The organism is Curtobacterium sp. MCBA15_001 (assembly GCF_001864835.1).
Classification (GTDB): Bacteria; Actinomycetota; Actinomycetes; order Actinomycetales; family Microbacteriaceae; genus Curtobacterium.
Genome location: NZ_MJGI01000025.1, coordinates 1 through 15,285, shown reverse-complemented (window position 1 = coordinate 15,285; position 15,285 = coordinate 1). Strand labels below are relative to the sequence as shown.

The window sequence follows — 15,285 nt, the reverse complement described above, 5'->3', positions numbered from 1 at the left end:
GAACCGGCAAGCGCGCCGCCCGCCGGCCGGCTCTACCCGCGGGAGCGCAGGCGCCCGAGCACGTACCGCCAGGGGCCGCCGAGCGCGGCGACGAGCTCGACCCGCTTCAGCCCGGCGGTCGCCGCGCGGAACTCGTCGTCCACGGGCCACCCCGCGGTCGCCGAGACGGCGGTCGACACCTGGTCGGCGCCGCCCTGCCCGAGCGCCCCGAGCTGGCGGAGCGCCCCGACGGCCCGACGCAGCACCGCGAGCGCCGTCCGCGGCCGGGTCATCAGCTTCGCGACCCACGCGCCGAGCCCCGTGCCGTAGCCGAGCGCCTGGGCACGCAGGGCCTCGCGGTCCGAGCGGTGCTTGTGCCACACGAAGGCGGACGGCTCGACGGCGAGCGCGCCTCCCGACAGCAGCACCCGGGTGAACAGGTCCGGGTCCTCGCCCGCGCGGGACGGGGTACCCGGGCCGAGGGCGACGTCGAACCCGCCGAGCGCCAGGGCCGCCGAGCGCCGGAGGGACATGTTCGCGCCGGTGCCGAACGCGCCGACCGAGAACGGGAAGAGCGGCAGGTCCACCGGCGGCGCCGAGGTGCGGAACACCCGGCGGTCGAGGTTCCGCGCCCACGTCACGCGCTCGTCGAAGTAGCGCTGGGTCGGGTTCCGGAGTTCCCCGCTCGGCACCAGGCCGGTGACGCAGACCACGTCCGCGTCGCGGGCGTACGCGTCGGCGAGCGCCGCGAGCCAGTGCCGGTCGACGACCACGTCGTCGTCGACGAAGGCGACCACGGCTCCGGACGCCAGGGCGAGACCGGCGTTCCGTGCGCGGGAGACGCCGGGTCGGGCCTCCAGGACGTAGTGCAGTCGCGCGTCCGCGAACGACGCGACCACGTCGCGGGTCGCGGTCGTCGTCGGCGCGTTGTCGACGACGAACACCTCGAAGTCCTCGTACGCCGAGGCGAGCACCGACGCGACGCAGCGGCGCACGTCCTCGGGACGGTCGCGCGTGCCGATGACGACCGACATGCGTCCGGTGGGCTCGCCCTGGGGGGCGGACGGGAGGCTCGTGGCACGCAGGGCGCGCAGGGCCGGTCCCAGCTCGGCCGGGTCCACGTCGCCGCTCGCGTCGACGGCGACGTCCACGAAGCCGGCGACCTCGCGGCCGTCGCGGACCAGCAGCCGGGCGCGGTCGAAGCCCGTCGCGCCGGCGAGCTCGACGGCGGAGGCGGCGAGCGCCGCGGGACGGTCGATCGCGCCGACCCACGCTGCGCCGGCCCACGTGGGGGCGTCGGGCGACGGCATCGCGGGGGCGATCGTGAGCACGCGGGACGCGGTGGCCTGGTGATCGGTCATGACACCGATGCTCCGGTTGGCCCCCGCGCGGGCGCAACGCGGGGTGCTGGGCCGTGCGGCGACCCTCGTTCCTCTTGCGGTTTGCCGCCAGTGACCAGGCGTTTCCCACTACGATCGTGGGGACGACCCGGCGGCAGCACGCCGGGCACGAGGAGGACGCATGCCGCTGGGCCACAGGACCGAGTTCGGGTCGGTCCTCCCCTCCGAACAGGCGATCGTCACGGTCGACACGGCGACCTGTGTCTGCGGCCACGTGCAGGACGCCCACGAACACTACCGACCGGGGTCGGACTGCGCGCTCTGCGACTGCCCGAGGTACCGCCGGAAGCGCTGATCCGCGGGGGTTCTCGACCCCTGGTGCGGGAAACCGCCGCTTCCCCGCAGAGGCCCCCGGGGCGCCTTGTCCGGCCCGGAACGGCGCCCGTAGCGTCGCTGCCATGGCCATCTCACCCGCGGCTCCCGCGTGCATCGTCCTCGCTCATGAGGACCCTGCCCACGTCCGCCGTCTCGTCGAGGCGCTCGACCCCTTCCCGGTGTTCCTGCACGTCGACGCCCGGACCCCGGAGTCGGTGTTCCGTGCCATGACCGCCGGGCTGCCGGAGCGGGTCCGCGTGCTGCCGCGGATCGCGACCGGGTGGGCCCGCTGGGAGAACGTCGCCGCCGAGGTCGCGGGCTACCGTGCCGCGCTCGCCGAGACGGACGCGTCGCACGTCGCCGTCCTGACCGGCAGCGACTACCCGCTCGCGAACCCGGCCGAGATCTCCGCCCTGCTCGAGGCGCACCGCGACGACTCGTTCGTCGCCGTGCACCCCCTCCCCTTCGCGGCGTGGGGCCGTGACGGTGGTGCCGCCCGCCTGCGGTACCGACACTGGGCCTGGCGCAAGCACATGCTCCGGCTGCCGATCCCCCGCCGGGTGCCCCGCGACGTCGTCCCCGCCGGCGGCTCGCAGCTCAAGGTGCTGGCACGCCACCACGCGGCAGCGGTCGTCGACGTGGTCGACACGCGCCCCGACCTGGTCCGCTTCTGGCGTCGCACCTGGATCGCGGACGAGACCTTCGTGCCGTCGGTCCTGGCCACCCCGGAGCTGGTGCCCGGGTTCGCCGACGAGCACGTGCCCCACGCGCTCTGGTGGATCGGGTGGGACGGCACGGCGATGAAGAGCCCGCCGTGGCTGACGACCGCGGACGCCGGGCGGGTGCTCGAGCGTCGGACGGTGTCCGACGTGGACCTGCCGCACCTGTTCGCCCGCAAGTTCTCCACCGCACGGAGCTCGGACCTGCTCGACGTCATCGACGGCGCCTTCGGCCTCCGGCAACACGCGACGACCTCGGTCGCCGCGTCGGCCGGCACCGCGTCGGTCGGCACGACACCGGTCGCGACCGCGCCGGTCGTGCGGGGGGTCGCCTCGTGACGCTGCCCCCGCAGACCCGCCGCGAGGCCCGCGCGGCCCGCGAGGCCGGCGAGGTCCGCGCCCTGACCACCACAGCTGCAGTCCCGGCCGTCGACGTCGCCGTCGCGCAGTCGGCCGCGGACACCGCCGCGACCGGCACCGTGCCGTCGGTGGACACCGGGTCCGTCACCGTCGGCAAGCGCTCGTCCGTGCTGTTCGGCCGCGGCCTGCTGTACGTCGTCGTCTGGTCGATGCAGCTGGTCGTCTCCTCGCTCATCTCCCCCGTGCTCGCCCACCTGATGCCGCCGGCCGAGTTCGGCGTGCTGGCCTCGGCGATCGCGCTGTACCAGGCACTCGTCGTGCTCGCCGTCATCGGCATGGACCAGGCGTCCGTGCTGCAGCGCGCCGAGGACGGCAACGACCGCAAGGCCCGCGGCCTGATGGCGGTCGGCATGGTGACCGCGGCCCTGGTGACCGTCACCGCGCTGACGACGATCCCGCTCTGGGCCGACGCCGCCGGGTTCGTCGGGAACCACCCGCTCCTGCTCGTCGCCGTGCTGTGGACCGCACCCGCCGGCATCGTGCAGATCTCGCTGTCGCTGCTCGTCGCGCAGGACCGCATCAAGGTCTTCGCGGTGACCAGCCTGCTGTCCTCCGTCGGCGGCTCGATCATCGGGCTCGCGCTGCTCACCTGGGTGCAGGCGGACGCCGTCACCTACGCCTGGGGTGGCGTCATCGCGCAGGTCACGGCGATGGTCATCGGCATCACCGCGACCCGGCCCCGGTTCGCCGGCCTGTTCGACCTGCGCACGATGCGGCGCGCGTTCCGCCTCGGCGTCCCCATCACGCTCGGCAGCCTGTCGTACTTCGTGCTCAACGTCGGTGACCGCCTGGTCGTGCAGCGCCTGCTCGGTCCGGACGAGGTGGCCCGCTACCAGATCGCCTACGTGGTCGGCTCCGCGGTGATCCTGCTCCTGACCTTCACGAACAACGCCTGGGCGCCGCACTTCGCCGCGCTCCGGGACGCCGTCGCCCGCCGCGAGCTCTCGATGCACTCGCGCGACGAGCTCTACCGCCTGCTCGCGCCCGTCCTGCTCGCCGTGACGCTGGTCTCCCCGATCGCCCTGCCGATCCTCGCTCCCGCGTCGTACCGCGTCGAGCAGCTCACCGTCGTCGTGTTCGTCGTCGCGATCACCGCCTTCCCGGTCGTTGCGAGCGGCGCCACCGGCCGACTGCTGCTCGTCGAGCGCCGTGGTGTCGCCGTCGGCGTCATCGCCGCGGTCGCCGGCGCGGTGAACATCGGCGCGAACCTGGTCTTCGTGCCGATGCTCGGCATCCTGGGGGCCGCGGTCGCCACCGTCATCGCCTACGTCGTCCTCGCCGTGCTGCAGCAGGCGGCGCTGCCGGACCGCCGCGAGTGGCGTGGGCCGGGCCTGCGCGTCGTGCTGCCCGTGCTGGCGTCGCTCGCCGTCGCCGCGGCCTCGCTCGCGGTGCCGCAGGACGTGTTCTGGAACTGGATCAGGCTCGCCGGCGTGCTGGCCTGCGTGCCGTGGTTCTTCGCGCGGCTGCGTGCCGCACGTGGGAGGGCATCGTGAACCCGAGCGGGGACCCCGCGGCCGCCGACCCGACCACCGTGTCGCGTCGTCGCCTGCGCATCGGCGTCGTCACGAACGGGCTCGCCATCACGGGCGGTGTCGAACGCTGCGTCCTCGAGGACACCCGCGACCTCGTCGCCGCCGGCCACCACGTCGCCGTCTGGCACCGGGACTCCCCCGCCGGTCGCGCCGACGACGGACGGGGGCCCTTCGACAGCCTGCGTGTCCCGCTGGTCCGCGCAGACGACTACCGCTTCGGCATCCGCACCGCGCTCCGCGACGCCCTGCGCTTCGCCCGGCAGGGCCTGCGCCTGCGACGCGCCCGACTCGACGTGCTCTGGCTGAACCGGCCCGAGTTCCTGCCCTTCGGGCGGGTCGCGTCGATCGTCTCCGGCGTGCCGCTCGCGGTGCACCTGCACCACGCACCGAACTACCGCCGGCTCGCGCCGATCGCGGGCGGTCGCACGCGCTACTTCGCCGTGTCCCAGGCGATGGCCGAGGCGTGGACCGCCGTCGGCGTCCCCGCGGACCGGATCACCCTGGTCTCCAACGGCGTCGACACCCACGCGTTCCCCCCGCCCACGGCCTCCGACACGCAGGCCGCCCGCGGGGACCTCGGCATCGACGACGGCACCCCAGTGGTGCTGTACTACGGCCGGCTCACGCGGGCGAAGGGCGTGGTGGCCGTCCTGGAGGCGTGGCGCACGGTCCTGACGACCGCTGCGGCCCGGCAGCCCGTCACCGTCCCGGCCGCGGGTCCGGTGACCCGCAGCGCACCGCTCCTGGTGCTCGCCGGCGCGCTCCCCACCGAGGACGCCGACGAGGTCCGCCGCGCCGTCGCAGCGCTCCCCGCCGACTCCGTGCTGGTCGTGCCCGAGCGGGACGACGTGGTCCCGCTGCTGCACGCCGCGGACATGGTCGTCGCGCCGTCGCTCGAGCCCGAGGGCTTCGGCCGTGTCGTGGTCGAGGCGATGTCGGCCGGTCGGCCCGTCGTCGCGGCGGCGTCCGGTGGGACCGGGGAGATCCTGTCCGACGAGTGGGCCCGGTTCACGGTCGACCCGACGGACGCCGAGGCCCTGGCCGCGTGCGTCCTCAGCACCCTCGACGAGGCCGCGATCGGCCCGGAGCTCGGCGCCCGCTGCCGCGCCTGGGTGCGCGACCGGTACGACCGGGCGCAGCACGTCGACGCCCTGCTCGGCGCGCTCGACGACGTCGCCCGCTGAGCGCCGGCGGCCAGTCGGGCGCCTGCCCGCTGCGGCCAGCGGGGCGGACCCGCACCGGGCCTCCCGTCCGTCCGCCGAACGGCGCGTCGTGCACCGAACCGCGCGTGGTGAGCCGAACCGCGCGTCGTGAGCAGAACCGCGCGTGGTCGGCGCTTCCTTCCGACCGCCCACGCGCGATCCGATCTCCCATCGCGACCGATGTGGGTCGGAACGACAGCGCTTGCGGACTCAGCCGCGCCCGGTCGTGGGGACGTCGATCGTCATCCAGTCGATGAGCAGGGACCCCTTCGCGTCGGCCGGCGGGTGCCCGTCGTTCGACCCCGCCTGCACGACCAGGTGCATCCGCGCCGTCGGGATGTCCTTGTCGGTGCTGCCGACCATCGCGTCGTCGACGAAGAACGACATCCGGGTCGGCGTCCACTCGATCGTGTAGGTGTGCCAGTCCTCCAGGGACGCACGCGTCTGCTCGTGCACGCACTTCTGCGCCGGGTCGCTCAGACAGTGCACGTTGAGGTACGCCGGCGCGCCGAGGGCACCCTCCGGGAAGTCGACCTCACCGTCCGACCACTTGTTCTCGTCGCTCCAGAGCAGCACGGCGACACCGAAGCCGTCGACCGGGTCGCTCTTCATGCGGATGCTGTAGCGACCGGAGGTCTGGCCACCCCACGTCCCGTCGACCAGCGGGACGATGCCACCCGCGAGTGGGACCCCGGCCGCGGTCGTGCCGAGGTGCATGTCGAGCATCCCGTCGTGCGCGCTGAGCACCGAGGACTGGTACTGCCCTGTGCCGGCGGTGTCGCCGAACCCGTGGTAGATCGAGAACCGGTCGCCGTACCCGGCCTCGAACCGGCCGCTCGGCGCGTCGTCCTCGAAGTCCTCGGCGAAGACGCGCTTCCACCCGTTCCCGTCGGCGCTCGGCATGCGGACTCCACTCGGGTCGGCGGCGCTCCCGCTGTGCAGGGCGGTGGCGGAGCCGGCGACGATGCCGGCCAGGACGACCAGCGCGCCGACGGCGACCGCGATGCGGCGGCCGCCACGACCGAGCGGTGGCCGGTGCCGTCCGGCGCCGACCGCGTGCGCGATCCCGGCACCGTGCGCGGCCGACGCCTCCGCCGCGAGGGGCGGGGCGTCGGCCTGCTCCGTGCGCACCGGCTGGTCCGTCACTCGGCTCCGTGACGGAGGCCCGCCGGGGTGAGCTCGTACATCACGGTCGTGCCCTCGGACCAGACGGCCTTCCAGTACGGCGACTTCGCCATGGCGGCCGCGAGCTCCTGGTAGTGCGCGTCGGTCTGGTAGCCGTACCGCTCGCCGTAGGCGCCGAAGGGCTCTGCGACCAGGGCGTAGTACCCCGTGGCCGGCCAGGTCCCGACGAGCTTCGACGTCATCACGTCGACGTCCTTCGTGGCGTCGTACGGACCGTTCGGGTCCTGGTACTTCGTCAGCGCCTCACGCGACAGGTAACCGACGTCGAAGTACCGTGCGCCGGTGTTGCTCGGCACCGCGATGGCGGAACCGGTCAGCAGCATCACGGAGCCCTTCGGGGCCGTCTCGTCGTAGCGCTGCGTCGCCGCGGACTCGCTCCGGGTCATCACGCGGTTCCAGTCGAGCGCGGTCTGCCCGAAGGCGCCGACCCCCACCAGCACGGCGACCCCGGCGGCGGCGACCGCCACCTTGACCGTGGTGGGACGCATCATGCGGCCGACGAGCGAACCGACCCAGGCCAGACGTCCGGCCGGCGACGGGAGCGCCGCGGCCAGCATCGCGATCCACGGGGTGGCGAACAGGACGACGCGGAAGATGCCCTCCTGGCCGTAGTTCGTCGCGACGAGCAGCGAGATCGGGCTGGCGCCGGCGATCAGGAGCGCCCAGTGCAGGCGGTCCCGACGCAGCAGGACGGTGGCCACGGCGACCAGACCGATGAGCACGAGCACCGCAGCGGGGATGTCGAAGGCCAGCCGGGTCACGAGCGGCTGTGCGAAGACCGTCGCGTCGTGCGAGGGCGGCTGCACGTTGTCGAGCACCTTGCCGACCGCGCCGAGCGACAGGAACTTGTCGAGCACGCTGCCGTTCAGGACGGCGAACACCACGGCCGGCACGAGCACGACCAGCGGGAGCCACCACGGGCGGGCGAGCTTGAACACGACGAGCACGACGAGCGCCGCGACCGTCAGGTACGGCGAGATCTGGTGCGTCACGGCGAGCACGATGCTGATCGCGGCGATCGCGATGACCCGCGACAGCGCCGTCCGGCGAGCCCGCAGCGCGGTCCCGACGCTGCCGTCGGCCAGCGTCACTACGGTGTTCCGCAGCGGGCCGGTGGCCAGCACGAGGATCACGATCGACAGCAGGATGCCGACGGACTGCGGCGAGAAGTACGTGGTGTTGAGCGAGCCGGTCATCGCGGTCAGGAAGGCCGCGATCCAGGGCCGACGGACGCCGGGCAGCCAGTTCGACGCCAGCACACCGACCGCGATCACGGTGGCGAAGGCCAGCAGCACCGGCACCCACGCCGCGATGAGCATCGCGTTCTCGATGCCGGCGACGTCCGCGACCCAGGCGCCGCCGCCGAACAGGCCGGACCAGGTCTGGAAGATGTCGGCGGACGGGTTCGTGCCGCCGTACTGCCGGATGTACTCGAGGACGCCGATGTGTCGCGCAGCCGCCATGACGGTCGGCATGCCGTAGGTGATGGCCTGCGCCAGCTGGATGGTCCCGCCGAGCACGACCACGGGCACCGCGATGCCCACGCCACGCACGAGTGCGACGACGGCGGCGACCACGACGATCGCGAGTCCCACGACCAGGCCGGGGCCGAGCGAGCCGAACAGCCCGTCGCGCACCGGGTCCCCGATGTGGGTGATCGCCGTGGCGACGACGATGACCAGGCCGACCAGGGACACCGCCGTGGCGTTCATCGAGTCCCAGCCGGCGCGGGCCAGCTCGGCCATCGGCATCAGGTTCGAGCGCCGGAGCTCGGCCACGTCCCGCGGTACGGCGACTGCGATCGCGAGCGCGGTCAGCACGACCACGCCGATGAACGGCACCACCGGGTCCCAGATGTGCGCCGTGGCCATCGTGTAGCCGATGGCGATCGTGCCGACGAGCGACCCGGCCACCGCGAACGCGGCGAAGCGCGCGAGCGGCATCGGGCGGAGCAGCAGCAGGGGCGCGACGCCGAGCAACGCGAACAGGAACACGGCCACGGCGCTCGCGCGGAGCGTCGGGAGGCCGGCCAGGCTGCCGACGGCCGCGGTGACCAGTGTCGCCACCACGAGCGCGGCGGCCAGCAGTCGGGCGACCGGGCCCATCGCGTCGCCGGTGCCGCTCGGCACAGGTGCGGTGGACGCGAGCCCACGCTGCAGTTCGTGACGGCCGCGTGCGGTCCGGTCGATCGTGCCGGCCCCGCCCATCCGCTCACGCAGGGTCAGCAGGGGTCCGACGAGTGCCGAACGACGCTCGACCCCGCGCAGACGACGCCGGGTGGCCGCGAACTCGCCGTCGACGGCGTCCGCCTCCGACGCGCCGTCGACACCATCGACACGGTCGCCCTGCTCCAGGCCGAGTCGCGCGAAGGCGCTGAGCGCTCCGGGGGCGGCGTCGACCGAGGCGGCGAACGTCTCGCGGTCGAAGGCGTTCTTGGTCATCCAGGCTCCGAGTCCGTGGCCGTTCGCGGCGGCGGCGCTGCGGAGCGACGCCACGTCGTCCGCCGATCGCTGCCACACGATGGCGGCCGGTTCGACCGCGATCGCGGAACCCGCGAACAGCAGCCGGGTGAAGAGGTCGAGGTCGTCGCCGCCGCCGACGCGGGTTCCGGGGCCGAACGCGGTGTCGAACCCGCCGATCCGCAGGACGTCGGCACGGCGCACCGCGAGGTTCGCGCCGGTGCCGTAGGCGGACGCGGCAAAGGGGTGCAGGGGCAGGTCGTCGGGCGCGTCGTCCAGTCGGAACACGCGACGGCGGACCGTCCGCGCAGCCGGGGTCCGGTCGTCGTGCCAGCGCTGCGCCGGCGTGCGGAGCTCGGCGCTCGGCACGAGCCCGGTCACGCAGGCCACGTCGGGGTCGGCGGCGAACGCGGCCGCGATGGCGTCGAGCCACCCGGCGTCCACGACGGCGCCCTCGTCGACGAAGGCCACGACGTCACCCGTCGCCGCAAGGAGGCCGGCGTTGCGCGCGGCAGCCAGCCCTCCCTCGGGCGCGGCGATCGTCGTCACCGTGTGACCGTCGATCGTGACGGCGGTCGCGTCCGCCGGGTCGGCGACACGCGAGACCACGACGACGTCGAACGCGTCGTGGCGGCAGGCCAGGACGGACCGCATGGTGTCCCTCGAGGCGCCGTCGGTGCAGAGCACGACGGTGACGGACGGCAGCACCTGATCTGCTGCCGGCCGAGCGGATCCGGGACGGTCCGCCGGCGTCGCCAGGGGCCGGATGGCGCGCTGGAGGGCCCGGACGTCGACCGTCGGACCGATGCGGCGACGCTCGGTCACCTCGACCTCGACGAACCCGAGGGGGTCACCGTGGTCGCGCACGAGCAGGCGCGCACGACGGTACCCCTCGGCACCGTCGAGCGCGATCACGTCGCGGTGGCTCGAGGCGTGCACGTCGGCGCGGTCGACCTCGCCGACCCACAGGGCGCCGTCCCACGTCGGGAACAGCGGCCCCGTGACGATCGGCGAGACGACCATCGCCAGGGTGGGGCGGGTCACGGCGCACCGACCTTCTGCACGGGAGCCGCGACCGGTGCCGGGGCCGCCACGACGACCCCGCCCAGGAACCGACCCACCGCGTAGCCCGTGACCGTGCCGAGCACGGTGAGGACGATCGCCGCGGCACGGGTCCCGCCACCACGGCCGAGCCGACCGAGTTCGCGCACGAGCGCCTTCGGGAGGACCGTCGTCAGGTACGTCGACTCGCTCGACAGCGAGTCCTTCGCGCCGACTCGGCGGCTCAGGACCGCCTTCGAGATGCCCTCGTAGTACGCACGACGACGCACGTAGCGCATCGTCACGCGGTCGGGAGAGACCCGGTGCGACACGTTCGAGCGCGGCTCGAACCGGATGCGCGCGGACGGGTCGGCCTGCGCGATGCGGATGCAGAGCTCCGTCTCCTCGCAGCCGAGCGGCTGGTTGCCGACGCGGCCGATGCCCGAGCGGAACCCGCCGGCGGACAGCAGCACGTCACGACGGAACGCCATGCTCGAGCCGATCACGTTGCGGACGTCAGCGGGCGCGGTCGGCAGACCGGTGTAGCTGCACCCGACGATCCAGAGCAGCTCGTCCGGGTACGGACCGGCTCCGGTCGCGGTGGGCCACGACGGGGTCGCACGGCCGCCGACGCCGACGACGTCGGACAGCGCGAGCGCATCGACCAGGTGGGAGAGCCAGTCGTCGTCCGCGGTCGCGTCGTCGTCGAGGAACGCCACGACGTCGGACTCGGCCAGCGCGACGCCGGTGTTCCGCGCGCCGGACAGGCCACGGTCCTCGGAGTTCTCCACCACGCGCAGCTCCGGCCAGCGAGCCTTGGCCCGCAGGAACAGCTCCGGCTCGTGGTCGATCACGACGATGACCTCGGTCGCCTCGGGCTGGCGCTTGGCCGACTCCACCGAGTCCTGCAGGTCGCCCCAGCGCTGCTGGGTGTACGCGCAGATGACGACCGCGACGGTGGGCGCGCTCACGCGGCTTCCTCGTCGAGCGCCGGGACGGCCGTCGGGACGGAGCGGGTGGTCACCGGTGCCATGCGAGCGCGGGCCTGCGCCTCGGAGGCGCGGCGACGCTCGTGCATGATCGACTTCAGCACCCGGATGCCGTCGGTGACGGCGTTGAGGTTGCTGGTGCCGTGGACGCGGAGCTTCTCGTGGCTCGGGACCTCGGAGATCGCCAGGTCCGCGGCGGACCAGCGGCAGGTCAGGATCGTCTCGATCTCGAAGCCGTCGCCCCACAGCATCGAGCCGTCGGTCGGCTTCGGGAGCGTCGAGGACAGCAGACCGATCTTCGGCAGCGTGTCCGTCCAGAAGGCGTTGTAGCCGTAGCAGAGGTCCGTGTAGCGCGCGCCGAGCAGGAGGTTGCAGACCACGTTGAGGCCGCGGTTGCCCAGGCTGCGGATGATCGTGATGTCGTCGCTGCCACCGCCGAGGGCGTAGCGGGTGCCCTTGGCGACGTCGGCGCCGGCGACCAGCGCGTCGACGAAGCGCGGGATCTCGTCCGGGTCCGCCGAGCAGTCGGCGTCGAACATCACGACGACGTCGCCGGTGACGGCTTCGAAGCCGCACGCCAGCGCGTTGCCCTTCCCCTTGCGGGTCTGCTGCACGACCTTGATCGTGGGCATCAGGCGCTGGGCGGTCGCGATGGTGTCGTCGACCGAGTTGCCGTCGACGAGGATGACCTCGTACACCGGGGGCAGCTTCGGGAGGATGATCTCGAGGTTCCGCGCTTCGTTGCGTGCGGGGATGACGACCGAGACGCGCGGGTCCAGAGGGCGGATCGTGCTGGCGGACATGGTGCTCCTGTCGGGTTCAGGCTGTCGGGAGAAGGCCGTCAGGGCGACGGCCGATGGTCCTCTGGTCGTTGAGGACAGGACGCGGGTACGTCAGCTGCAGTGCTCGACGGTGAGGGTGCACCGTCGTTCCCGTCCGGAGCGGGGGTACGCCGTTCCCTGGGGATTCCCACCCTCGCTGGGGTGGACGGACCGGTCAATGCGAAGCTGGGTGCCTTGCGGGCCACCGAGTGCGGATACGGAAACCCGCAACTGCCTGCAGTCCGCAGGGTGGTCGCGTCGGGCGCGCACCACGCATCGGACGGGACGCTTGCGTCGAGCGCGCCGCTTGCGTCGCTGGCGTCGGTCGCGCCGGTCTCGCCGGTCCCGCCGGTCCCGCCGCATCGGACGGGAGGCTCGGGTCGGCTCCGCCGCGCGGGCTCCGGGAACGCACGCTCCGAGAACGCACGCTCCGAGAACGCGAAAGGCCCCCGGGAGATCCCGGGGGCCTTTCGTCAGTCTGGCTGGGGTACCTGGACTCGAACCAAGAACGACGGTACCAGAAACCGCTGTGTTGCCAATTACACCATACCCCAAGAGGCCTGTCGGCCCCGCGCCCCGTTGTCCGGGGCACGATCAACTACTGTACAGCATCCCGGAGGTCCTCGAGACCACCGACCAGGTCACGGTGCACAGCCGCGGCCGTCACGGCGCCGTGCCCGGCGGCGACGACGAGCTGCTCCGGACCGGGCGGCGTGACGTCGCCCACAGCGTAGACACCGGCGGCGCTCGTCCGGCCCGAGCGGTCCACGACCACCAGTCCCTCCGCGTCACGGTCGAGCGGCAGGTCCACCCAGTCGAGGTCCACGTGCCACGTCGGTCGGACGAACCCACCCGTCCGCGGCTCTACGTGCCCGTCTGCCAGGCGGACGCCCGTCATGCCGGACCGGTCCCCCTCGAGGTCCGCCACGGGCCGCTCGTCGACGCGGACGCCCGCACGGGCCAGGCGGTCACGTCCGGCGGCGTCGAGCGGCGCGACACCGTTCGTGTAGACCACCAGGTCGTCCGTCCACGAGGCGACGAGCAACGCGCGGTCGACGACGTCCGCCGTCTCGCAGACGAACGCCAACGGCTGGCCGGCCTTGTCGTACGCGTCGCACTCGACGCAGCTGTGCACCGCGGTCCCGTAGAACGCCCGCAGGGACGGCAGCGCCGGGAACTCCTCACGGAGCCCGGTCGCGATGACGACCGCCTGGGCCGTCGCGGTGACCTCGCTCCCCCGCCAGGTGCCGTGCAGGCGGAACCCGGCCGCGTCGGCGGTGAGCCGGTCGACCGCCGCCTGGGCGACGGTGGCCTCGGGGTACTGCTCGACCTCGGCGCGACCGAGCTTCCGGAGCTCGAGCGGCGAGATGCCGTCCCGCGTCAGGAACCCGTGCGAGCGGAGGGTCGCGGCGTTGCGGGGGCGGTTCGCGTCGAGCAGCAGGACCCGACGCTTCGCGCGCACGAGGTTCAGCGCGGCACTGAGCCCCGCCGGTCCCGCGCCGACCACCGCGACGTCGAAGTGCTCCGGCGCGGCGTCGTGCTCGTGCTCGTGCTCGTGAGGGTCGGGCATGGCGCGGCTCAGGTCACCGCGCCGCGAGGGCGCGCAGCCGGGCCAGGGTGGAGTCCTTGCCGAGGATCTCCATCGACTCGAACAGCGGCGGGCTGATCCGGCGACCGGAGACGGCCACGCGCAGGGGGCCGAACGCCACACGGGGCTTCAGGCCGAGGTCGTCGATGAGCGCCGTGCGGAGCGCGCCCTCGATGGCCTCGGTGCGCCAGTCGTCCAGACCCTCGAGCGCAGTGATGCCCGCGGCGAGCACCGGTGCGGTGTCGCCCTTGAGGCTCGCGAGGGCATCGTCCTCGACCACGAGGTCGGCGTCCTCGGTGAAGAGGAAGCCGAGCAGCCCCGGTGCCTCGCTGAGCAGCTGCATGCGCTCCTGCACGAGCGGCGCCGCGAGCTCGAGCACACGCTCGTCGTCGGGAGTCGTCGGATCGGACACGTACGCCGTCAGGTAGGGCTTCAAGCGGTTCCGGAAGTCGACGGGGTCCAGCAGGCGGATGTGGTCGCCGTTGATGGCCTCGGCCTTCTTGTGGTCGAAGCGCGCCGGGTTGGGGTTGACGTCGACCACGTCGAACGCCGCGATCATCTCGTCCCTCGAGAACACGTCGCGGTCCGGGCCGATCGACCAACCGAGCAGTGCCAGGTAGTTGATGAGCCCCTCGGGCACCATCCCGTTCGCGCGGTGGTGGAACAGGTTCGACTCGGGGTCACGCTTGGACAGCTTCTTGTTGCCGTCGCCCATGACGAACGGCAGGTGCCCGAACACCGGGATGAACGTGGTCAGCCCGATCTCGTACAACGCCTCGTACAGCGCGATCTGGCGCGGCGTCGACGAGAGCAGGTCTTCGCCCCGCAGCACGTGCGTGATGCCCATCAGCGCGTCGTCCAGCGGGTTCGTGAACGTGTAGAGCGGCTTGCCGTTCGGGCGCACGACGACGAAGTCCGGGAACGTGCCCTGCTTGAACGTGATCTCGCCGCGGACGAGGTCCTGGAAGCTGAGGTCCCGGTCCGGAACGCGCAGCCGCAACGCCGGCTCCCGGCCCTGGTCGCGGAATGCCTGGCGCTCGGCGTCGGTCAGGTCGCGCTCGTGGTTGTCGTAGCCCTGCTTGGGGTCACGGCCGGCGGCGACGTTCCGCGCCTCCATCTCCTCCGGCGTGACGAACGACTCGTACACGTGTCCAGAGGCCTGCAACTGAGCGATCACGTCCTGGTAGACACCGGTGCGCTCGGACTGACGGTAGGGGCCGTGCGGCCCCCCGACCTCGACGCCTTCGTCCCAGTCGAGCTCGAGCCACCGGAGCGCTTCGATGATCTGCTGGTAGGACTCCTCGGAATCACGGGCGGCGTCGGTGTCCTCGATGCGGAACACGAGGTTGCCGCCGGTGTGGCGCGCGTACGCCCAGTTGAAGAGCGCCGTCCGGACCAACCCGACGTGCGGGGTCCCGGTCGGGGACGGGCAGAAACGGACGCGGACGTCGGGGCCGGTGGCAGTGGTGAATGGCGCAGTCATGACGTCGTCGATCCTACCGTGGGGTACCCGGCCGCCACCGGCTCAGGACTGACCTGTGGACAAGCCCCACGAGCACCAGGTCCGGAACGCAGAAAACCCCTGACCATCACTGGTCAGGGGTTCCCTGGTGTTACCAACGTTGAGTCCGGCGG

Annotated in this window: 10 protein-coding genes and 1 tRNA gene; 3 read left to right on the top strand and 8 right to left on the bottom strand. The window is 73.0% G+C overall.

Going from position 1 to position 15,285, the window contains the following annotated elements:
• Window positions 1-32: 32 nt before the first annotated feature.
• A complete protein-coding gene (locus tag BIU90_RS12085; RefSeq protein ID WP_083403932.1) occupies window positions 33-1,340 on the bottom strand; it encodes a glycosyltransferase family 2 protein in 1,308 nt (435 codons plus the stop codon).
• Between the two features lie 437 nt (window positions 1,341-1,777).
• Here BIU90_RS12085 and BIU90_RS12080 point away from each other — a divergent pair, with 437 nt between their 5' ends.
• From BIU90_RS12080 to BIU90_RS12070, 3 genes are read left to right on the top strand one after another with little or no spacing between them, the layout of a single operon-like run.
• The gene (locus BIU90_RS12080) at window positions 1,778-2,752 is read left to right on the top strand and encodes a beta-1,6-N-acetylglucosaminyltransferase (protein WP_071300494.1); all 975 of its coding nucleotides are present in this window, start codon (window positions 1,778-1,780) and stop codon (window positions 2,750-2,752) included.
• Window positions 2,749-4,326, top strand: coding sequence for a lipopolysaccharide biosynthesis protein (locus BIU90_RS12075; protein WP_071300493.1), 1,578 nt, complete (start codon window positions 2,749-2,751; stop codon window positions 4,324-4,326). The genes BIU90_RS12080 and BIU90_RS12075 overlap by 4 nt, the downstream gene beginning before the upstream one ends.
• Window positions 4,323-5,549: a glycosyltransferase family 4 protein gene (locus BIU90_RS12070; protein WP_071300492.1), complete on the top strand. Its 1,227-nt coding sequence runs from the start codon at window positions 4,323-4,325 to the stop codon at window positions 5,547-5,549. The genes BIU90_RS12075 and BIU90_RS12070 overlap by 4 nt, the downstream gene beginning before the upstream one ends.
• Window positions 5,550-5,777: 228 nt before the next feature.
• Here BIU90_RS12070 and BIU90_RS12065 read toward each other — a convergent pair whose 3' ends face one another.
• From BIU90_RS12065 to gltX, 7 genes are all read right to left on the bottom strand, one after another.
• Entirely contained in the window at window positions 5,778-6,698 is a 921-nt protein-coding gene (locus BIU90_RS12065; RefSeq protein WP_139195258.1) for a glycoside hydrolase family 16 protein, read from the bottom strand.
• 11 nt (window positions 6,699-6,709) lie between these two features.
• A complete protein-coding gene (locus tag BIU90_RS12060) occupies window positions 6,710-10,255 on the bottom strand; it encodes a glycosyltransferase (RefSeq protein WP_071300490.1) in 3,546 nt (1,181 codons plus the stop codon).
• Window positions 10,252-11,223: a glycosyltransferase family 2 protein gene (locus tag BIU90_RS12055; RefSeq protein WP_071300489.1), complete on the bottom strand. Its 972-nt coding sequence runs from the start codon at window positions 11,221-11,223 to the stop codon at window positions 10,252-10,254. The genes BIU90_RS12060 and BIU90_RS12055 overlap by 4 nt, the downstream gene beginning before the upstream one ends.
• Window positions 11,220-12,044, bottom strand: coding sequence for a glycosyltransferase family 2 protein (locus BIU90_RS12050; protein WP_071300488.1), 825 nt, complete (start codon window positions 12,042-12,044; stop codon window positions 11,220-11,222). The genes BIU90_RS12055 and BIU90_RS12050 overlap by 4 nt, the downstream gene beginning before the upstream one ends.
• Window positions 12,045-12,541: 497 nt before the next feature.
• Window positions 12,542-12,616: transfer RNA gene (locus BIU90_RS12045), tRNA-Gln, on the bottom strand.
• Window positions 12,617-12,660: 44 nt separating this feature from the next.
• A complete protein-coding gene (locus BIU90_RS12040; RefSeq protein WP_071300487.1) occupies window positions 12,661-13,632 on the bottom strand; it encodes an NAD(P)/FAD-dependent oxidoreductase in 972 nt (323 codons plus the stop codon).
• A gap of 13 nt (window positions 13,633-13,645) precedes the next feature.
• Window positions 13,646-15,133 carry a glutamate--tRNA ligase gene (gltX, locus tag BIU90_RS12035; RefSeq protein ID WP_139195257.1) on the bottom strand — a complete coding sequence of 496 codons (1,488 nt, stop codon included), beginning with the start codon at window positions 15,131-15,133 and terminating at the stop codon, window positions 13,646-13,648.
• Between the last annotated feature and the right edge of the window lie 152 nt (window positions 15,134-15,285).

What these genes read in the sequence shown, in the direction of transcription:
- BIU90_RS12085 (WP_083403932.1), bottom strand. Translation starts at nt 1,340, where the DNA reads ATGACCGATCACCAGGCCACCGCGTCCCGCGTGCTCACGATCGCCCCC.
- BIU90_RS12080 (WP_071300494.1), top strand. Translation starts at nt 1,778, where the DNA reads ATGGCCATCTCACCCGCGGCTCCCGCGTGCATCGTCCTCGCTCATGAG.
- BIU90_RS12050 (WP_071300488.1), bottom strand. Translation starts at nt 12,044, where the DNA reads ATGTCCGCCAGCACGATCCGCCCTCTGGACCCGCGCGTCTCGGTCGTC.
- BIU90_RS12040 (WP_071300487.1), bottom strand. Translation starts at nt 13,632, where the DNA reads ATGCCCGACCCTCACGAGCACGAGCACGAGCACGACGCCGCGCCGGAG.
- gltX (WP_139195257.1), bottom strand. Translation starts at nt 15,133, where the DNA reads ATGACTGCGCCATTCACCACTGCCACCGGCCCCGACGTCCGCGTCCGT.